Origin of the sequence: Pararhizobium sp. LjRoot235 (assembly GCF_964254145.1) — a bacterium.
In the GTDB taxonomy this organism is placed as follows: domain Bacteria; phylum Pseudomonadota; class Alphaproteobacteria; order Rhizobiales; family Rhizobiaceae; genus Pararhizobium.
The window spans coordinates 2,329,341-2,345,453 of the sequence record NZ_CAXUSP020000001.1 but is presented as its reverse complement, the minus strand read 5'-3'; the positions used below and the strand labels follow the sequence as shown (position 1 = coordinate 2,345,453).

Genomic DNA, 16,113 nt, shown 5'->3' with positions numbered 1-16,113 from the left:
GCGCTTCCTCCCTACTTGCTACCGGGTGCATAGTTTTTGCTACCGGTAGCAAACGAGATGCGTTATAAGATTGCTGTGCAGAAAAATCAACTGGTCATTTCGCATTCCGGAAAAAATGGAATAAACGTTCTGAAGCAGGGAGGGAGTTTGTATGAAGCGCGCAACGGCTCAGCACGTGGCCATCGAGGCTGGAGTCTCGAAGTGGACGGTGATCCGTGCGTTTACGCCGGGCTCTTCCATTACCGAGGTGAGCAAGGCCAAGGTCCTGGCCGCCGCCGAGAAGCTCAATTACCGCCCCAATCTTCTGGCGCGAAGCCTGGCCACCAATCTGACGCATCAGGTCGCGGTCCTCGTCGACGACTTCGGCAACCCGCACAAACTTCCGTTTCTGGAGACACTAACCGCCGCGCTGCAGGCCAAAGGTCTGGTCGCGATCCTCGTCAACATTAATGACCACTACAACCATATTCACGCCATCCTGAATGCGGAGCAGCGCCAGGTCGACGCGATCATTCTGCTCGGAACGGCGTTTCGCGACGAGACCCTCAACGACCGGAAGCTCGGCGGGGGGAGCGCTCCGATGTTCGTGCTCGCCCGCGACAGCCAAATCGAGGGCGTACCGGCGGTTTCATGCGACACCGACGTTGCCATCGCGGAAATTGGCAAGCACCTCCTGGAGCGTGGCTATCATCGACCGGGCTTCATGTGTGGGCCGCGAACCCTCTCGACGGCTCTCGGCCGTCGCCGGAACTTCAAAGAATTCTGGAGGCGTGAACGCGACACCGACTTGCTGGAAATCGCGGCGGATCGCTACAGCGTCGATGCCGGCGCCGAAGCTGCGCGCCGCTATCTCGAGAAGACGCCCGCGACAGACCGTGTTGATGTCCTCATGTGCGAGAATGACGCTCTGGCTTTCGGCGCGCTCGACGTCATCCGCAGCGAGTTCAAGTTGAGAGTTCCGGAAGATATAGCCGTCGTCGGGTTCGACAACGCCGCATTCGCAGCGTCGCCGTCCTATGGCCTGACAACCTATGAGCAGCCCGTATCCGAGATGGTCGATGCGGTAATTGAGATGCTCCTCGGCCAGCGGGAAAAGATCACCGTCAATATTGGAGGTCGGCTTGTGGTGCGTGCCTCGACCTAGTCTCGAATGCCAAGGCTACTTTGTCTGTCCTCCGCGCGGCTTCCGTCAATCTTACCCGCGGAATCACCACTTGACGCAGATCTTGCCGAAATGGGCGCCACTCGCTTGGTATCGGAAAGCTTCCGGCAACTGCGCGAAAGCGAAAGTTCGATCCACAATGGGTCGAATATCCGCGGTATTGAGCGCGGCCACGTAGTCCTGCTGATCGCGGCGGCTTGCTACGATAGGCCAGCCCACGCGCTGGGACTGGCCGCATCCGGCTTCGCAATGCCGGAATGGGACGCGGTTTGTTGCGGCGCCGTAGAAGCTGCAGCCGCTCTCGCTCGTCTCCTCCTCGCGACGCTTGTCCTGCTCTTCGGCTATCAAGGTGAACAGAGACTACGATCATGCCGCGGCAGCTCTCATGGACGGGAAAAGTTCCGATGACCGTCTCCTGGATGTGCGCAGTCTGCGCCCTGGAAGTCGATGCGGCTTTCCTCCGCCAAAGTCTTGGATTTCTTCGCGCTCCTACATCAACGCTTGACTTGACAGAGCTACGCGCCGACTTGTCGGGAAGTTCGCTGACATCTAGGATTGAGGCCGCCTGTTGAAGCCGAATGTTTTCCGTAAACTCCTATCAACCGCCGGTGCCGGCAGAAACCTGCGCAGCCGGCTTAGCAACTTTGCCTGTCCGCCGGCCGGTTGCCTCATACGGTAAGGTCCATTGATTGCTGCCAGAATCTGGTTGGCAACGATCTCAGGAGACGGTGCCGCCTTTATCTGTGCCTCGATCGTTTTGGTTGTTGCCATGGCCTGAGACGCATAGACTCCGAGGGGGGAACCAGTGTGCTTTGCGTTAACGTCAAGGTTGGTGTTTGTGAACGTTGGCTCGATGAGGACGACGCGCACGTTGTACTCCCGGATTTCATGATCCAAGGATTCGGACAAGCCTTCAAGCGCGTGCTTGCTGCTCGCGTAGATGCCCATAAATGGTGCTGGCAGGAAGCCGAGCACGGAACTCATGTTGATGATGATCCCGCTTCGCGCAGCACGCATCGAAGGCAGTGCGATCGTGTCCCTGGAGGTGGTGTAGGTCGCGGCTGAAGGCCGTGCTTTCCGACATAGGGCCGGAGGGATATCAGCGGGCCACAGCGGGCAGACTGATTTGCGGATCATCGCTCATTTGCGCCATGGTCTCAAGTGTCAGGTACCGGGCGCGTTGGACGGCCCATTCGTCATTCTGTTCGAGCAGCAATGCGCCGACGAGGCGGACGATGGCTTCGTCATTCGGAAAGATGCCAACGACCTCGGTGCGGCGCTTGATTTCGCCGTTGAGACGCTCGATTGGATTCGTCGAATGCAGCTTTGCCCGGTGCTCTTTCGGGAAGGTCATGTAGGCGAGCACATCCTCTTCGGCATTGTCCATGATGGTGGCGAGCTTTGGAACTTTCGGCCTGATCTGATCGGCGACGCTGCGCCATTGAGCGCTGGCTGCCTCCGAGGTCTCCTGGGCGAAGGCCGTTGCGATGAAGGCGGATACGACGCGCCTGCCGCTCTTTCCGGCATGTGCCAGGACGTTCCTCATGAAGTGGACCCGGCATCTTTGCCAGGTGGCATTGAGAACCTTGGTGACAGCCGCCTTGAGGCCTTCATGCGCATCGGAGACGACAAGCTTCACGCCACGCAATCCTCGGCGGGTCAGCCGGCGCAGGAACTCTGTCCAGATCGGCTCGGCTTCGGACGTGCCGACTTCCATACCAAGGACCTCACGCCGCCCGTCGCTGTTGACGCCGACGGCGATGATGACGGCGACGGAAACGATGCGCCCGCCGCGGCGGACCTTCAGATAGGTGGCATCGATCCAGATGTATGGCCAGTCACCTTCAATCGGCCTGTCGAGGAACGCCTTCACCTTGACGTCGATCTCCTCGCATAGCCGCGATACCTGGCTCTTGGAGATGCCGCTCATGCCCATGGCTTTGACCAGATCATCAACCGAGCGCGTCGAGATGCCTTGAATATAGGCTTCCTGAATGACGGCCGTCAGAGCCTTCTCCGCCATTCGACGCGGCTCTAGAAAGCTTGGGAAGTAGCTGCCCTTGCGCAACTTAGGAATGCGCAGCTCGACGGTTCCGGCCCGCGTCTCCCAGTCCCGGTCACGGTAGCCGTTGCGCTGGGCGAGCCGCATCGGGCTCTTCTCACCGAAACCAGCACCGGTCGCGCCGCCAACCTCCAGCTCCATCAACCGCTCGGCCGCAAAGCCAATCATCTCGCGTAACAAATCCGCATCGGCGCTCTTTTCAACAAGCGAACGCACGTTCATCATGTCATTGGTCATCGGTGATCTTTCCATCAGGTTGGTCTTGAACAACCCGACCCTAAATGGAAAACACTGATGGCCGCCTAAACCTCAGGACCTACACCACCTGATGGGACACGATCGGCAGTGCCGCGCGAATCATACGCAAAGGCCCAAACAGGTTGGTGTCGAACACCGATTGAGCTTCAGAAGTCGATGTATTTTCGATGGGGCCCACAAGCGAGACGCCCGCATTGTTAACGAGCACATCTATCCTGCCGGCTTCGGACAGAACCCATTCAACGAATTGGGAGACTGAAGTTTCATCGGTGACGTCTACAGTTCCGAAGCGGACACCGGGTATCGCAGGCGCGCGGCTGAGGTCGCGAGCGCCCCCGAAGACCTGGAATCCATTCTGCGACAGAAGACGGGCCGACGCTTCACCAATTCCCGATGATGCTCCCGTAATCACGACAACTTTTCGATTTGACATAAATGCTCCTGGAGTTAGCTGATTGGTCGCAAGACGAATGAATGAAAATGCGGGATCAGAGTCTGTTGGAATTTGGAAACTGCCGCCGCGGGAATCCTAGGGTGACGCGCTGAGCGCTGCGGCGATGAAGCTGGTCTGAGCTAAAAGGCCCGCCTCTGTATCTTCACAGCTCCGGACGCCCTGCTCTATGAGAACGGGATGGTAGAATGGCATGAACGACTTCACCACGCTGCGCGCGGCCTGGATGGAGTCCTTGACCCCAAACTCGCCTGCTTCAATACCCTCCCTTACGATCGCTTCAGTCAGTCCCACTAGCTGTTCGTTATGTGCTCGGTTGACAGCCCAGTTCTCGTACGTTGCGGCGGTGATCAGATCGTGGATCGGCTTCAGTCGCATGAACGTGCTCTTTCTTTCGCGATGGAGGGCGTGCAAAAGGGCTACAAGCTTTGCCCGGGCTGGCCCTGGCACATCTGCGATCGCTTCCCCAAACAGGATTGTTCGATTAAGGAAACGGCCACAGACCGACTTGTTGATCGCTGACCTCGAAGGAAAAAAGCGATAGATGTTCGCGCGGCTCACCCCGAGGTGGACTGCCATGTCGTCCACTGACGTTTTTTGGTGACCAATGCGGCGAAAGTGCTCTTCCGCCACATCCAGTATTCGCTCCCGGAAAAGACAGACATCGATCCCTGTAGGTGTCGGACTATCCATGTCACCTCCACTCAAGCATTCTCTTTCAATGGCTCGACCACATCCCCGCGCTTCCCCGATTTTCACCATGTTCCTGGTCTCCACGACCTCTTGTTGAATTGAGATCCGCCGCTAAAAATAGATGGGGAGTCTTGATCACGGGCCATCTACTCCGCCGCAATCGCCCTTGGAGGTTCGTGTGCGTAAGTCACTTCCCGAAGACTACTTTCCTTCGGAGGCTTGATCCGGAACCACACGGCATACAGGGCCGGAAGGAAGAGCAGGATCATCACGGTGCCCGCCGCCGTACCACCAATCAGCGTATAGGCCATCGATCCCCAGAAGACCGAATGGGTCAAAGGGATGAAGGCCAGGACGGCCGCGAGCGCGGTCAGGATGACAGGGCGTGTCCTCTGCACGGTCGCTTCGATGACCGCATGATAATCATCAAGACCGGCGGCCTGGTTTTCCTTGATCTGCTCTGTCAGGATCAGCGTGTTGCGCATGAGGATGCCTGCCAATCCTATCAATCCGAGAATGGCGTTGAAGCCGAACGGCTGATTGAACAGGAGCAAGGTCGGCACTACTCCGGCGAGGCCAAGCGGTGCAGTCAGCATCACCATCGTCATCGTCGACAGACTGCGAACCTGCAGGATGATGACGATCAACGTGGCCGCGATCATCAGCGGGAAGACTTGAACCAGCGCGACATTGGCCTTCAAGGACTCCTCGATGTTCCCGCCCATCTCGATGCGGTATCCCACGGGGAGCGATGCGATCAGCGGCTGGAGGGCCTTCATGACCTGCTGCGAAACCTCTGGAGGCTGCGTCGCCTCGTTGATATCGGACCTGATCGTGATCACTGGCATCCGATCGCGACGTTTCAGGATCGGTTCCTCGAAGCGGATCTCGGAATGGCCGATCTGATCGAGCGGAACCTGACGGCCGTTCCTGCTCATTAGTGAAAAGTCGGCAAGCCGTGACGGATCGAGACGGTTATCGCCGGCGCTTCGTGCTACGACGGGTACGTTGCGGATGTTGTCACGAACTTGGGTGACAGGGATGCCACTCAGCAGCAACTGCATCTGCTGGGCCGCTTCCGATGGTGAAAGACCGATCAGATTGAGCCGCTCCTGATCGGGGACAAATCGCAGCACCGGCAGAATGTCAAAGCAATCGTGTGGGCGCGTGCCGCCGGCCGGTGCCAGTTCCGCGGGTGCAACAAAGCCTTGATAGGCGACCTGCTCACGGGAAGAGACGACCTCAACACGGCCTATATTGCGCACATTGTCTCAGAGTCGGACTCGAAAAGGCTTCAACGATATCCATATCTTGCAAGGCGTCTTGTGAGCATGCGGATGTGGGCGATGGTTATCCACGCTTCTGCTGAAGCGACGGATTTTTCGAAGTCCTTGGCCAGCCTGCGGCATCGCCCCAGCCAGGCGAAGGTCCGCTCGACGACCCAGCGGCGCGGCAGGATTTCAAAACCCTTGGCCTTGTCGGAACGTTTGATGATTTCGAGTGTCCATTTCCCGATTTTCTGTAGCCGCTTTTTGAGCTTGTCGCCCGCATAGCCGCCATCAGCGAAGACATGAAGCAACCACGGCCACCGGTTTTTGACGGATTTCAGGAGATCGGGAGCGCCGTCGCGATCCTGGATATCGGCGCTGTGCACCATGAGGCCGACCATCAGCCCGAGCGTGTCTACAATGATGTGGCGCTTGCGGCCCTTGATCTTCTTCCCAGCATCAAAGCCACGGATACCACCGCTTTCAGTCGTTTTAACGCTTTGGCTGTCGATCACGCCTGCTGTCGGCGAGGCTTCTTTCCCCTCCAGTTCCCGCGCCTCCATGACGAGGTGATGGTTGATCCGTGGCCAAAGACCCATTGCCCGCCATTCATAGAAATACCGCTGCACCGTCGAACAGGGCGGAAAGTCCTTCGGCAGCATCCGCCACTGGCAGCCTGTCGAAGCGATATAGAGAAGGGCGTTTAAAACATCGCGCAAATCAGTCTTGCGCGGACGGCCCAGACGCCGTGGCGCAGGCATGAACGGCGCAACAAAATCCCATTCCCGATCCGTGACATCGCTTGCATATCCGCTCGTCCGCCGGACATAATTGCGCCGGGTGGTTTCAGTCCAGGCCATCGTGATCTCCATCGAATCTTTGCAAATCCGACGGAATCACAACTGACTGAAATCACTCAAATCTTTTTGAGGCAGCCTCTCAGATGCGCCCGGCGGTCCGCGAGGTGATGAAGTTTTATCGCCCAAGCTTTCTAGCGACCCTTCGAACCTAATGCTGCTCTGCGATCCGCATCACAGGCTCATTGATGGCAGGGCGACATGGCGGGAATACCCAGAAGATCTCCTGAGAGACATGAAGGTCGAGCACGAAGACCGGATCGAAGCTGTGACATCGATCGCCCGTGACCGTGGCTGCCATGTAATCCGGTTTGCGGCCGGCATTGGTAAGAACGAATCTCCGGTGAATGCCGATGCCGTCAAAGAGGCCCTGCTCCCTGAGTTCTATCCTGTCCGAAATGGGATGATTGATCTGGACGTTCCCGATCTTGGAATTCCCGACAGCGACCCCAGCTACTGGCCGCTGCATCAGCGGCTCCTTCGAGAGAAGTACCAAGAGCGCGTGAGGGGCAGAATCGAGCGAAACGAGATCAACCGACTGGCGGTCTTTGGCCTAGCCCCTATGCCGCTCCTGATCGAGCTGGGTCGGCTAATATCCGATATTTCAGAAGCCCACGTCCGCCAGCTTCTTCGTGAACCGAAAGGTTGGGCATGGAACCCGGCTCCTGGACAAATGGAACTCATCCGCGGGGAGCCGGCGAAGAACGGCAGCGCCGTCGCTCTGAAGCTGGACGTCAGCGGTGCGATTGGCGACGACCGTGTAACAGCGGTTCTCGGCGACGACGCCTCTATCTGGTCGCTTTCCGCAAAGGGCGCCCACAACGACATACTCCGAACCCCGAGCGACCTCGCGCTGTGGCGGAAAGAAGTCCGGCATATTCTTGAAGCCATCAAGGACAGGCACGGCAACGCGGACATGATACATGTGTTCCCTGCGGTTCCCGTCTCCGCAGCGGTGGAGCTGGGCCGGGTCTGGATGCCGAAGGCCCATTTGCCGATGCGGATATATGACCACAACCGCGTGCTGGGCGGGTTCCGCCAGACGCTCGACATCATTCATCAACTATAGGAGCCGTCTGATGAACTATACGGATCCGGTCCTTCGCGAGATCGCGACCTTCAGCCCGCTCGATGTCCTTCTCGCGGACATCGCGATTCGAATTCAGCTCACGCCAACCGATCATCGCCTGGCCGTCGGTCATTACCACACTGTCCACGATTGGCTGGAACGCGCGGACAGTCCCCTCTCGGGCCTCATTGAATCCTTCTATGCTCAAGGTGGTTTTTCGATCGGCGCAACCACTGCACGTCATGCGGAAGACGCCGACTTCGACATCGACGCCATGGTCCAGGTGAGCATGCATCCGGATACGGATCCAGAGCATGTTCTTTCCACGCTCCATACCGCGATTCGAGGCGAACCCGGTTCGCGGTACTATGGGACCGAACGGAAGAGCCGCTGCGTTCGGTGAAGTACGACGGCATGCATCTCGACGTGACCCCTGCTGTCCTCTTCCCGGCTCTCGAGGAGCGGTCGAGCTTCACCTTCCATTCCAAGAAGACCGCAATCGGCTTCGACAAGGATCGACTGATAGGCAACCCTTGGGGGTTCGCAGAATGGTTTCTCAAGAAGACGCCGCCGGAAGCGGCGTTCGGCCAGTTCTTCGAACGACAGTCCTTGGACTACGAAAGATTCCGTTTCGCGAAGGCGGTTTCGGATGCTGAACCGGTTCCCAATCAGGATCCGGCATATCGCAAGTCCCGTGCCGTCATCGCGCTTCAGCTCATCAAGCGCTGGAGAAACCTTGCCTACGACGCAAGGCATGGTGGCCGACGCCTACCCCCGTCAGTCGTTCTGGCGCACTCTGTCGCTATGAACGCGAACAGGACTTCAAGCCTATCTGAAGAACTTCTTCATCAGGTCGGCTGCTTGGTCTCGGCTCTCGAGATTGCCGAAGCCAGAGGGAAGACCTACGAGGCGTTCAATCCCGCCTGCAACCCGTACGACGTCCTTACCGACCGGTGGCCGGAAGATTTGAGGTCACAGCGCATCTTCATAGACGAGCTGCGCGCCTTCGCTGTAGACATCGAGCGGCTTCGGAACGGCCTGCTGTTGATTTCCGCTAGGAACTGACCCGGCGTTTCCACCGAGAATTGACCCGTCTTTTAGGTATTGTTCTTGTCGGCTGTGGTGGTCAAGTCCCTACGTTTCTCCTTCGTTTTTTTGGGTTCATGCGCTGAGCTGTTCTTGAAGCGGAAGCTGTCGTTTCCGGTTTCGAGGATGTGGCAGTGGTGGGTGAGCCGGTCGAGCAGCGCAGTCGTCATCTTGGCGTCGCCGAAGACGCTGATGAGCGATCAGGTCTCCGGTCTTCTCCGGAAGAAGATCCCGGCGACCTTTGTGAACAGCGCTCTCAGCGCTGAGGAGAAAGAAATCCGCTTCGCTTTTTCGTCCGGAGCCGGGATGAACGAAAGGCGCTGACCGAGAGCCGTCCGGAATACCTCGTCGTTGACGAAGCCCATTGCGTGGATGCGTGGGGCCGTGACTTCCGCCCGGAGTACGGTCGCCTCGGCGAAGTCCGGAAGAATCTTGGTTCGCCGCCCGTCCTCGCCTTCACAGCGACCGCGGGCCAGGCGATGCAGAAGCGGATCCTCTCGTCGCTCGGGATCGAAGACGCCGAAGTGTTCGTTCGCGGCGTAGACCGACCGAATATCGCCTTGATCCGCTGGGCAACCGCTCCGTCCGCACGACATAACGAGATCGCCGCACTCCTCCGGCTTCCAGTGTTTGCCGCGAGGAAGGCGATGATCTTCGTTCCGACGGCTCGCATAGCTCAGGAACTGCAGGCAGACCTACGCAACAACGGCCTCGAAATTCCATTCTACCACTCAAAGCTTGGCAACGAGTGGGAACGGCAGGAATTGCTGAAGCGGTTCCAGGGAGAAAGTCGTCCTGTCGTGAACCATATCATCTGCACGAACGCCTTCGGCATGGGCCTGGATGTCCCTGATGTCCGTCTGGCGGTCCATTGGCAACAGCCCGCGTCCGTCGAGGACTACTTGCAGGAGTTCGGTCGTGTGGGACGCGACGGCAAACAGTCCGTCGCGGTGACGTTCACAGAGAGCGGGCGTGGAGCCGGACGAGATGTCGGCCTCTTGCGGTTCATGGCGGAAAAGACCGCCAACGGTTCGGGACTAGACGAATTCGCGGCGCGCTCGATGCTGCGGCAGCGATTCTCGCAGATCGAGGATCTGACCGCGCTCCTCGGCTCGAAGGACTGCTTCCGGATGGGTCTCATTGAATACTTCGAAGGCCCGAAGGTGATTTCGCGCCAGAGCCTCGGCATGCGGATCCTGAATTGGGCTTTCAGCAAAGAAAGCGCACCTCGACGCTTCAGGTACTGCTGCGATGCCTGCGTTGCGCTGGATCGGCAGCACGAGACGCTTCCGGACCATGTGACCTCGGTGTTCGCGAAGAGGGTCGGCGGCTAGGATCTGATCTTGCGTTGCCATCGGACGCACCATTTCACTACGATGATCTACTTCACGAGCGACACCCAATTCGGTCATCCGCGCGTCTTCAGGGTCGATCGCCGCCCCTTCCCGGCGCTGTGAGATGTGGGCAGCGCCAGCAGACGATACACCGCGCCACTCGGGTCGCGTCTGACGATCCCGTCGGCCGCGATGGCATAGTGCGTCCGCAGCGAGATAGCGCTGGCTTGTCGGCTTTCATGCAAACCGCCGTCACGAGAATGGTAGCCCCAGTTGGCGTTTCCGAGAGAATCAGGCGTCAGGCCCGATGAGGTACGCGACAAACTCTTCGGGGAAGTGGTACCGAGGCACCCTGTTGAACGCCACGTCGTAGATGGCCTTGCTATGCTCCATGATGGTCATGATCGACTGCAGGTATTCGTGGTCTTCAAGGTAGTACACGAAGTATGGGACCTCGCTGCCATTGTAGCTAACCTTTCTCGACAACAGTATGAATTTCCGGACAAGAGGTTGACCTCGCAGATCCTCGCGCATCTCCGCCACGAGCTTCGGCACCTTCTTCTCGATGTCCGGGAATGGGCTCGCGCGCCGGATCGCGAATCCTTTCGCCTCCAGCGCCGCCATGTGCTCGGCGGTTTCCTTCCAGTCACGCAAAACAGCCGGCGTGTAGGTGAATTCGTCGTCGTCGATCAGCTTTGCATGGGTCTGGCAAAGCCAGATGCCGTTAGAGATATCGCTCCTTACCTCGGATGCCATGTCCGGGTCATACCGTGGCCCGCCGGGGGAAGCCGCCGATATATGGGCGGCAACGCCCGTGTTCGTGACACCGCCATCGCCATCTGGACCAGCGGTAGGGAGCCTGCAATCCGGACACGAGCATCTCATGCCCGCCCTCCGCGACAGCCTGTCTATGACAGGTCGGGTGAAGTCGTCTCGCGCCATAGATGCCCCTCGCCAAGGTTGCGGCCACATCGAGTCGCGTCCAAGGCGACCCAATTGCCGACTATGGCTCGCTGAGGAATGCGTCAAGCCTTAGATGCACAGGTCCTATCAGCCGCTCGGTCCCAAGACTCACTGACTATAGAACGCAGACCCAGGTTAGGGCGCACTGCGAGTGTTAGATCGATGACCCAGATTGAGATCCGGCGTAGCGACCTTTGGCATCAAGCCGAAAATGCGGAGCGTCACGACATAGGGGCAATTTTTGAGCCCCAGTCAGCGGCCGGAATCGGACCCGACGCCGCCATTTCGCGGCAACTGGGAAGAGTTCCACGCGCTACTCACCCATAAACGCCCGCATTTCCTCGGGTGTGACCTTGGCGTTTTTGTCGGCGTCCACCTTGTCGAAGATTCTCTTATGGATGGTGGATACTTCCTCGAACGAAAGCGCGCCATCCCCATCGGCATCCGCGATTGCGAATATGATCTTCATCATGTGCCCGCGCATTGCGCCCATGGGCATTCCGCCCATCATACCGGAATGCATCATGTTCCGGCCCATCATGCCGGGCTGACCAAACTGTGTTCCTTGGTCTTGCCCCGCGTCACCGTTAGCATCGGGCGTTTGCGTCGCCTGGCCGGAATTTGCCTCAGGATGATGTGGATCTGTATCGCCTGTCTGCGCACCGACACCGGATGTCGAACCGATGGCAATTAGCGCGAAGACAATAACTCCGCGCGTCAAGTTGGCCGATGTCATTTCGTTCTCCTTCTTAACGTGATTTCTACGTCGTCGATAGTCTTGGCTTTGACTCGGTTGTGTTCTCCTCCGATTTTGCCTCACCTATTTCGATGATACGCTGAGGACGAAACTACGCATTGCGCCAGATCAAGCGATCCAAGGCATCGCCCTGAGATGACGTCTGGCACACGGCACGAGACTTCTCGCCACCACGCTATTTCCTGGCTGTACCTCCGGTTGGGGGCGCACCCGGCGCAGTTGGTCCTCCGAAATGCTTCTGTGCATCGGTAACCATCTGACGGGTGCACCAGCGGGCGTAAGTCCCGCCAAGAAGGATGCCCATCAGCCTTGGGAAGCCGTCCACAGGGCGCTCGTATTCGATAAAGACGCGCAGGGTAGTACCACCCGGCTCCGCTGTGAGCTCGAACCCCATCTTGTAGCGGCCAATGACCCAAAGATGCAGTTCGCCGATCGCCTCCCAAATCTTTCGAATGGGCGGATCCCGGATCGTGACCACTTCGTCCACCCACAAGGGAATTCCGAGGATACGACCTCGAAAACCGAACCTGGAGCCGACGGCCCGCGTTCGCCTGCTGTCCATATAGATGTCCATGCTCGTCCCCAGCATCATCCAGGACGACTTTCCCATGTGCCTAGACAGGTTCGAGTGATCATCGAGGAACTCGAATACGGTTTCGACCGGAGCGGCGACCGAGCCGATGGAGTCGGCAGAGTGAGGATAAAGGCTCATGACAAACCCCCAAGGCCGCAAACGTCACGCATAGTTTCTGCCGTGGCATGCTGCTAGTCCAGCGGCGAATGGCGAAGCCGCAAAGCGTTGCCGACGACGCTGACCGAGGACAGCGTCATCGCCGCGGCCGCGATGATCGGTGAGAGCAACAGCCCAAAGGCCGGATAGAGCACACCAGCCGCGATCGGGACCCCTGCCGCATTGTAGATGAAGGCGAAGAACAGATTCTGGCGGATGTTGCTCATCGTTGCGTGGCTGAGCCGGCAGGCCCGCGCGATCCCCTGAAGATCGCCCTTCAGCAGTGTCACCCCAGCGCTCTCAATCGCGACATCGGTCCCCGTTCCCATAGCGATCCCCACATCGGCGGCAGCAAGTGCCGGCGCGTCGTTAACGCCGTCGCCCGCCATGGCAACGACGCGCCCCTCTCCCCGAAGTCGCGCGACGACCTTGGCCTTATCCTCCGGCACGATCTCGGCCTCGACCTCCTCGATGCCCAACCTGCGTGCCACCGCCTCTGCCGTTGTCCTGTTGTCGCCGGTAAGCATGACGACGCGGATGCTGGCCTCCCGCGGTGCGCGGAGGGCCGCCCGTGTCGTCGTCTTGATAGGATCGGCGATAGCGAGGAGGCCGCCGACCTTACCGTCGATGGCGACGTAAATCACGGTCGCACCCTCGGCGCGAAGCGCTTCGGCTTCCTTCATGAACGTAGAAAAATCAACCTCAGCCTCAGCCATGATCCGGTGGCTGCCGATCACCAAGTTCCTTCCTTCAACGATGCCCGTCACGCCCTTGCCAATCGGGCTGTCGAAGTCGCTTGCTTCACCAAGGGTTAGCCCCCTTTCCTGCGCAGCTTCGACAATTGCGGTGGCAAGCGGATGTTCGCTGGCTCGCTCCAGCGTCGCCGCCAACCGCAGGAGTTCGGCCTCGCCGACGTCCCCGATGACCTTCAGCGCAGTGAGCTTGGGCTTTCCCTCCGTAAGGGTGCCCGTCTTGTCGACGACCAAAGTGTCGATCCTCTCGAAACGCTCCAGCGCTTCGGCATTCTTGATCAGGACGCCCATTCCTGCACCACGGCCGACGCCCACCATGATTGACATCGGCGTCGCGAGACCAAGCGCGCAGGGACAGGCGATGATGAGCACCGCGACGGCTGCCACGACACCATGGGCGAAGCGCGGGTCGGGCCCCCACACTGCCCAGACCGCGAAGGCAACGATCGCGACTAGAATGACCACCGGGACGAACCAGCCCGACACCTGATCGGCGAGACGCTGAATGGGTGCACGCGAACGCTGAGCCTCGGCCACCATGCGCACGATCTGCGCCAGCATCGTGTCGCGCCCTACCTTGCCCGCCCGCATGACGAAGCCGCCGCTCCGGTTGAGAGTGCCGCCGATCAGTGTGGCACCCGCTTCTTTAGTGACCGGCATCGACTCGCCGGTGATCATGGATTCGTCGACCGAACTGCGCCCTTCGATCAACTCGCCATCGACCGGAACCTTCTCGCCTGGACGGACGCGCAGCCGATCACCGACCGCAACGCTGCCGAGGGCTACGTCCTCATCAGAGCCGTCAGCTCTCACACGGCGGGCCGTTTTGGGCGCAAGGTCGAGGAGAGCACGGATGGCGCCGCCGGTCTGTTCCCGCGCGCGCAGCTCCAGGACCTGCCCGAGCAGCACCAGCACTGTGATGACTGCGGCCGCCTCGAAGTAGATCGCGACCGAACCGTCGGCGCCGCGGAATGTGGCGGGGAAGATGCCTGGGGCTGCCGTGGCGACGACGCTGTAGGCCCAGGCGACGCCCGTTCCCATCGCGATCAGCGTGAACATGTTGAGACTGCGGTTGACGAGAGAGCCCCAGGCCCGATCGAAGAACGGGGAGCCCGCCCAGAGCACGACGGGTGTCGCCAGCACGAACTGAATCCAGTTCGACGCCTGCGCGCTGACGAGCATGTGCAAGTTGGTGAGGTGGCCGCCCATTTCGAGTGCAAGAACGGGGAGCGTGAGGACGAGGCCGATCCAGAACCTTCGGGTCATCTGGGTTAGTTCGAAGCTCGGACCGATCTCGATGGTCGTCACGACAGGCTCAAGCGCCATCCCGCATATCGGGCAGGTGCCGGGGCCGATCTGACGGACCTGCGGGTGCATCGGACAGGTGTAGACTACCTCCCGCAGTGCCTCCGGCTTGTCGGTCGCATCGACCATGAGCTGAGCCTGTCGGTCAGGATGATGACCGTTGTGGCCGGCATGGCTTGCATGAGTGCCGTGATCAGTCATGGACGTTGTCCCCTGAGTCTCCGAGCGACTGGAGAAGCGCAAGTGCTGATCTCCGTCGTACCCAGCATCGGCCTGGATAAAGAAGTTGACCCAATCAGTTTCTGCGAGGCGTTTCCTGTACGGTCTAGTGTGACATGAGAACGGGTATTGAAAGGTTTGTTAGGAATGAACGAGTGACGCCGCCGAGAATGAATTCACGCAGCCTCGAGTGGCCAAAGGCTCCGGCCACCAACAAGTCGGCATGCTTCTCCGTTGCTGCCAATTGAATGGCAGCGGCGGCACAGTCCCCATTTGCTTCGAGGGTTACGACCTCCACTCTTAGACCACTCCTGCTGAGTGTTTCTGCCAAACGGTCGCGGATGTCTTCGTCAATCAGTTTGTCGTCCGTGGCGGACACGAGTATGACGCTTGAACACCTTTCCAAAAAATATCGCGCCCCGGTCAGTGCTCGCGCGGCAGTCGCGCTGCTATCCCATGCGATCGCGACGGTATCGATACGTCCAGAACAGCTTGCGGCAGGGAAGATAACCGTCGGGCGACCACCGTCAAAAAGAACACTCTCAATCAACGACCTGGCTGTCGGAACCAATTCCAGTATCGAAAAATCATACACCCGTGACAATTGGGCGACTCGTTCGCCGACGAAGGGTTGCTTTGCCTCAAATGGCGCCACGGTCACGTCCTGTTGAGTTATATTTGCTTGCGTTCGGAGCTTTTCCGTTAAAGCCGCTCCGCGTTCGTGGCTAAGTTGCTCTGCATCATGGACCATTTTCTCAACATCAACGATCGTGGGAAAAGGTTGGGATATCCGGGGTATTCTCACCTGCAGAACACTAGCACTCAGCGAGGCCCCCTGGTGGCGCGACAATTCAAGTGCGTTTTCAATGATCCAGTCGGAGCTGGCATCCGGATAGGTAATCAGGGGCAGGTGAAATTGAGCTTTCATGGCTCAGAACTCCTAAACTGAGCGCACCGCAAATGCGCTTAACTGGAGAATAATTCACGCGAAGTTTTCCGTCATTGATGCGGGTCAATTGAAGTGACGCAAATATCGATCGGTATTTGTGCAACGTGCAAATAGCGGTCAGAGACAATTGGACCCTCCCCCGGCTTGGACTTACCCTTGGCGGTCGGCTGGTCGGTCTCAAGCGACTTTGACGAGAGC

The 16,113-nt window shown here is 58.9% G+C and carries 14 protein-coding genes and 4 pseudogenes; 5 read left to right on the top strand and 13 right to left on the bottom strand.

The features are described 5' to 3' along the window. Positions 1-151 precede the first annotated feature (151 nt). The gene (locus ACSQ2Z_RS11155; RefSeq protein ID WP_436081262.1) at positions 152-1,144 is read left to right on the top strand and encodes a LacI family DNA-binding transcriptional regulator; all 993 of its coding nucleotides are present in this window, start codon (positions 152-154) and stop codon (positions 1,142-1,144) included. Positions 1,145-1,207: 63 nt separating this feature from the next. Here the strand turns inward: ACSQ2Z_RS11155 and ACSQ2Z_RS11150 are convergent, their stop codons facing one another. The 7 genes and pseudogenes from ACSQ2Z_RS11150 to ACSQ2Z_RS11120 form a co-directional block, all read right to left on the bottom strand. Beyond that, positions 1,208-1,381, bottom strand: a complete 174-nt coding sequence (locus tag ACSQ2Z_RS11150) for a zinc-binding dehydrogenase (RefSeq protein WP_436083056.1) — start codon at positions 1,379-1,381, stop codon at positions 1,208-1,210. Between the two features lie 330 nt (positions 1,382-1,711). Then, positions 1,712-2,191 (bottom strand): annotated as a pseudogene (locus ACSQ2Z_RS11145) (SDR family NAD(P)-dependent oxidoreductase); the annotation flags it as partial. Positions 2,192-2,261: 70 nt separating this feature from the next. After that, positions 2,262-3,461, bottom strand: coding sequence for an IS256 family transposase (locus tag ACSQ2Z_RS11140; protein ID WP_436080955.1), 1,200 nt, complete (start codon positions 3,459-3,461; stop codon positions 2,262-2,264). Between the two features lie 103 nt (positions 3,462-3,564). After that, positions 3,565-3,915 (bottom strand): annotated as a pseudogene (locus ACSQ2Z_RS11135) (SDR family NAD(P)-dependent oxidoreductase); the annotation flags it as partial. Positions 3,916-4,011: 96 nt separating this feature from the next. Next, the gene (locus ACSQ2Z_RS11130; protein ID WP_436081261.1) at positions 4,012-4,626 is read right to left on the bottom strand and encodes a TetR/AcrR family transcriptional regulator; all 615 of its coding nucleotides are present in this window, start codon (positions 4,624-4,626) and stop codon (positions 4,012-4,014) included. Between the two features lie 146 nt (positions 4,627-4,772). Next, a pseudogene (locus tag ACSQ2Z_RS11125) lies at positions 4,773-5,765 on the bottom strand (efflux RND transporter permease subunit); the annotation flags it as partial. A 155-nt stretch (positions 5,766-5,920) separates the two neighbouring features. After that, the gene (locus ACSQ2Z_RS11120; protein ID WP_436080270.1) at positions 5,921-6,754 is read right to left on the bottom strand and encodes an IS5-like element ISRm4-1 family transposase; all 834 of its coding nucleotides are present in this window, start codon (positions 6,752-6,754) and stop codon (positions 5,921-5,923) included. Between the two features lie 232 nt (positions 6,755-6,986). Between ACSQ2Z_RS11120 and ACSQ2Z_RS11115 the strand changes: the two genes are divergently transcribed. The 3 genes from ACSQ2Z_RS11115 to ACSQ2Z_RS11105 are packed head-to-tail and all read left to right on the top strand — an operon-like array spanning position 6,987 to position 8,885. After that, positions 6,987-7,820: an SAVED domain-containing protein gene (locus ACSQ2Z_RS11115; protein WP_436081260.1), complete on the top strand. Its 834-nt coding sequence runs from the start codon at positions 6,987-6,989 to the stop codon at positions 7,818-7,820. A 10-nt stretch (positions 7,821-7,830) separates the two neighbouring features. Further along, the gene (locus tag ACSQ2Z_RS11110) at positions 7,831-8,223 is read left to right on the top strand and encodes a hypothetical protein (RefSeq protein WP_436081259.1); all 393 of its coding nucleotides are present in this window, start codon (positions 7,831-7,833) and stop codon (positions 8,221-8,223) included. Continuing rightward, positions 8,220-8,885, top strand: a complete 666-nt coding sequence (locus ACSQ2Z_RS11105) for a hypothetical protein (RefSeq protein WP_436081258.1) — start codon at positions 8,220-8,222, stop codon at positions 8,883-8,885. Before ACSQ2Z_RS11110 ends, ACSQ2Z_RS11105 begins: the two co-directional genes overlap by 4 nt. Positions 8,886-8,917: 32 nt before the next feature. Here the strand turns inward: ACSQ2Z_RS11105 and ACSQ2Z_RS11100 are convergent. Next, a pseudogene (locus ACSQ2Z_RS11100) lies at positions 8,918-9,097 on the bottom strand (ATP-binding protein); the annotation flags it as partial. A gap of 177 nt (positions 9,098-9,274) precedes the next feature. On the opposite strand from ACSQ2Z_RS11100, the gene ACSQ2Z_RS11095 reads away from it, so the two are divergent. Next, positions 9,275-10,240 (top strand): helicase-related protein, encoded by a 966-nt coding sequence (locus ACSQ2Z_RS11095; protein WP_436081257.1) that lies wholly within the window; start codon positions 9,275-9,277, stop codon positions 10,238-10,240. A 291-nt stretch (positions 10,241-10,531) separates the two neighbouring features. Here the strand turns inward: ACSQ2Z_RS11095 and ACSQ2Z_RS11090 are convergent, their stop codons facing one another. The 5 genes from ACSQ2Z_RS11090 to ACSQ2Z_RS11070 form a co-directional block, all read right to left on the bottom strand. Next, positions 10,532-10,996 (bottom strand): hypothetical protein, encoded by a 465-nt coding sequence (locus tag ACSQ2Z_RS11090; RefSeq protein ID WP_436081256.1) that lies wholly within the window; start codon positions 10,994-10,996, stop codon positions 10,532-10,534. Between the two features lie 520 nt (positions 10,997-11,516). Then, positions 11,517-11,939, bottom strand: a complete 423-nt coding sequence (locus ACSQ2Z_RS11085; RefSeq protein ID WP_436081255.1) for an EF-hand domain-containing protein — start codon at positions 11,937-11,939, stop codon at positions 11,517-11,519. Between the two features lie 196 nt (positions 11,940-12,135). Then, complete coding sequence (locus ACSQ2Z_RS11080; RefSeq protein WP_436081254.1) at positions 12,136-12,672, bottom strand: SRPBCC family protein; 537 nt, start codon at positions 12,670-12,672, stop codon at positions 12,136-12,138. A 53-nt stretch (positions 12,673-12,725) separates the two neighbouring features. Then, positions 12,726-14,876, bottom strand: a complete 2,151-nt coding sequence (locus tag ACSQ2Z_RS11075; protein WP_436083055.1) for a copper-transporting P-type ATPase — start codon at positions 14,874-14,876, stop codon at positions 12,726-12,728. Positions 14,877-15,072: 196 nt separating this feature from the next. Beyond that, complete coding sequence (locus ACSQ2Z_RS11070; protein ID WP_436081253.1) at positions 15,073-15,894, bottom strand: universal stress protein; 822 nt, start codon at positions 15,892-15,894, stop codon at positions 15,073-15,075. Between the last annotated feature and the right edge of the window lie 219 nt (positions 15,895-16,113).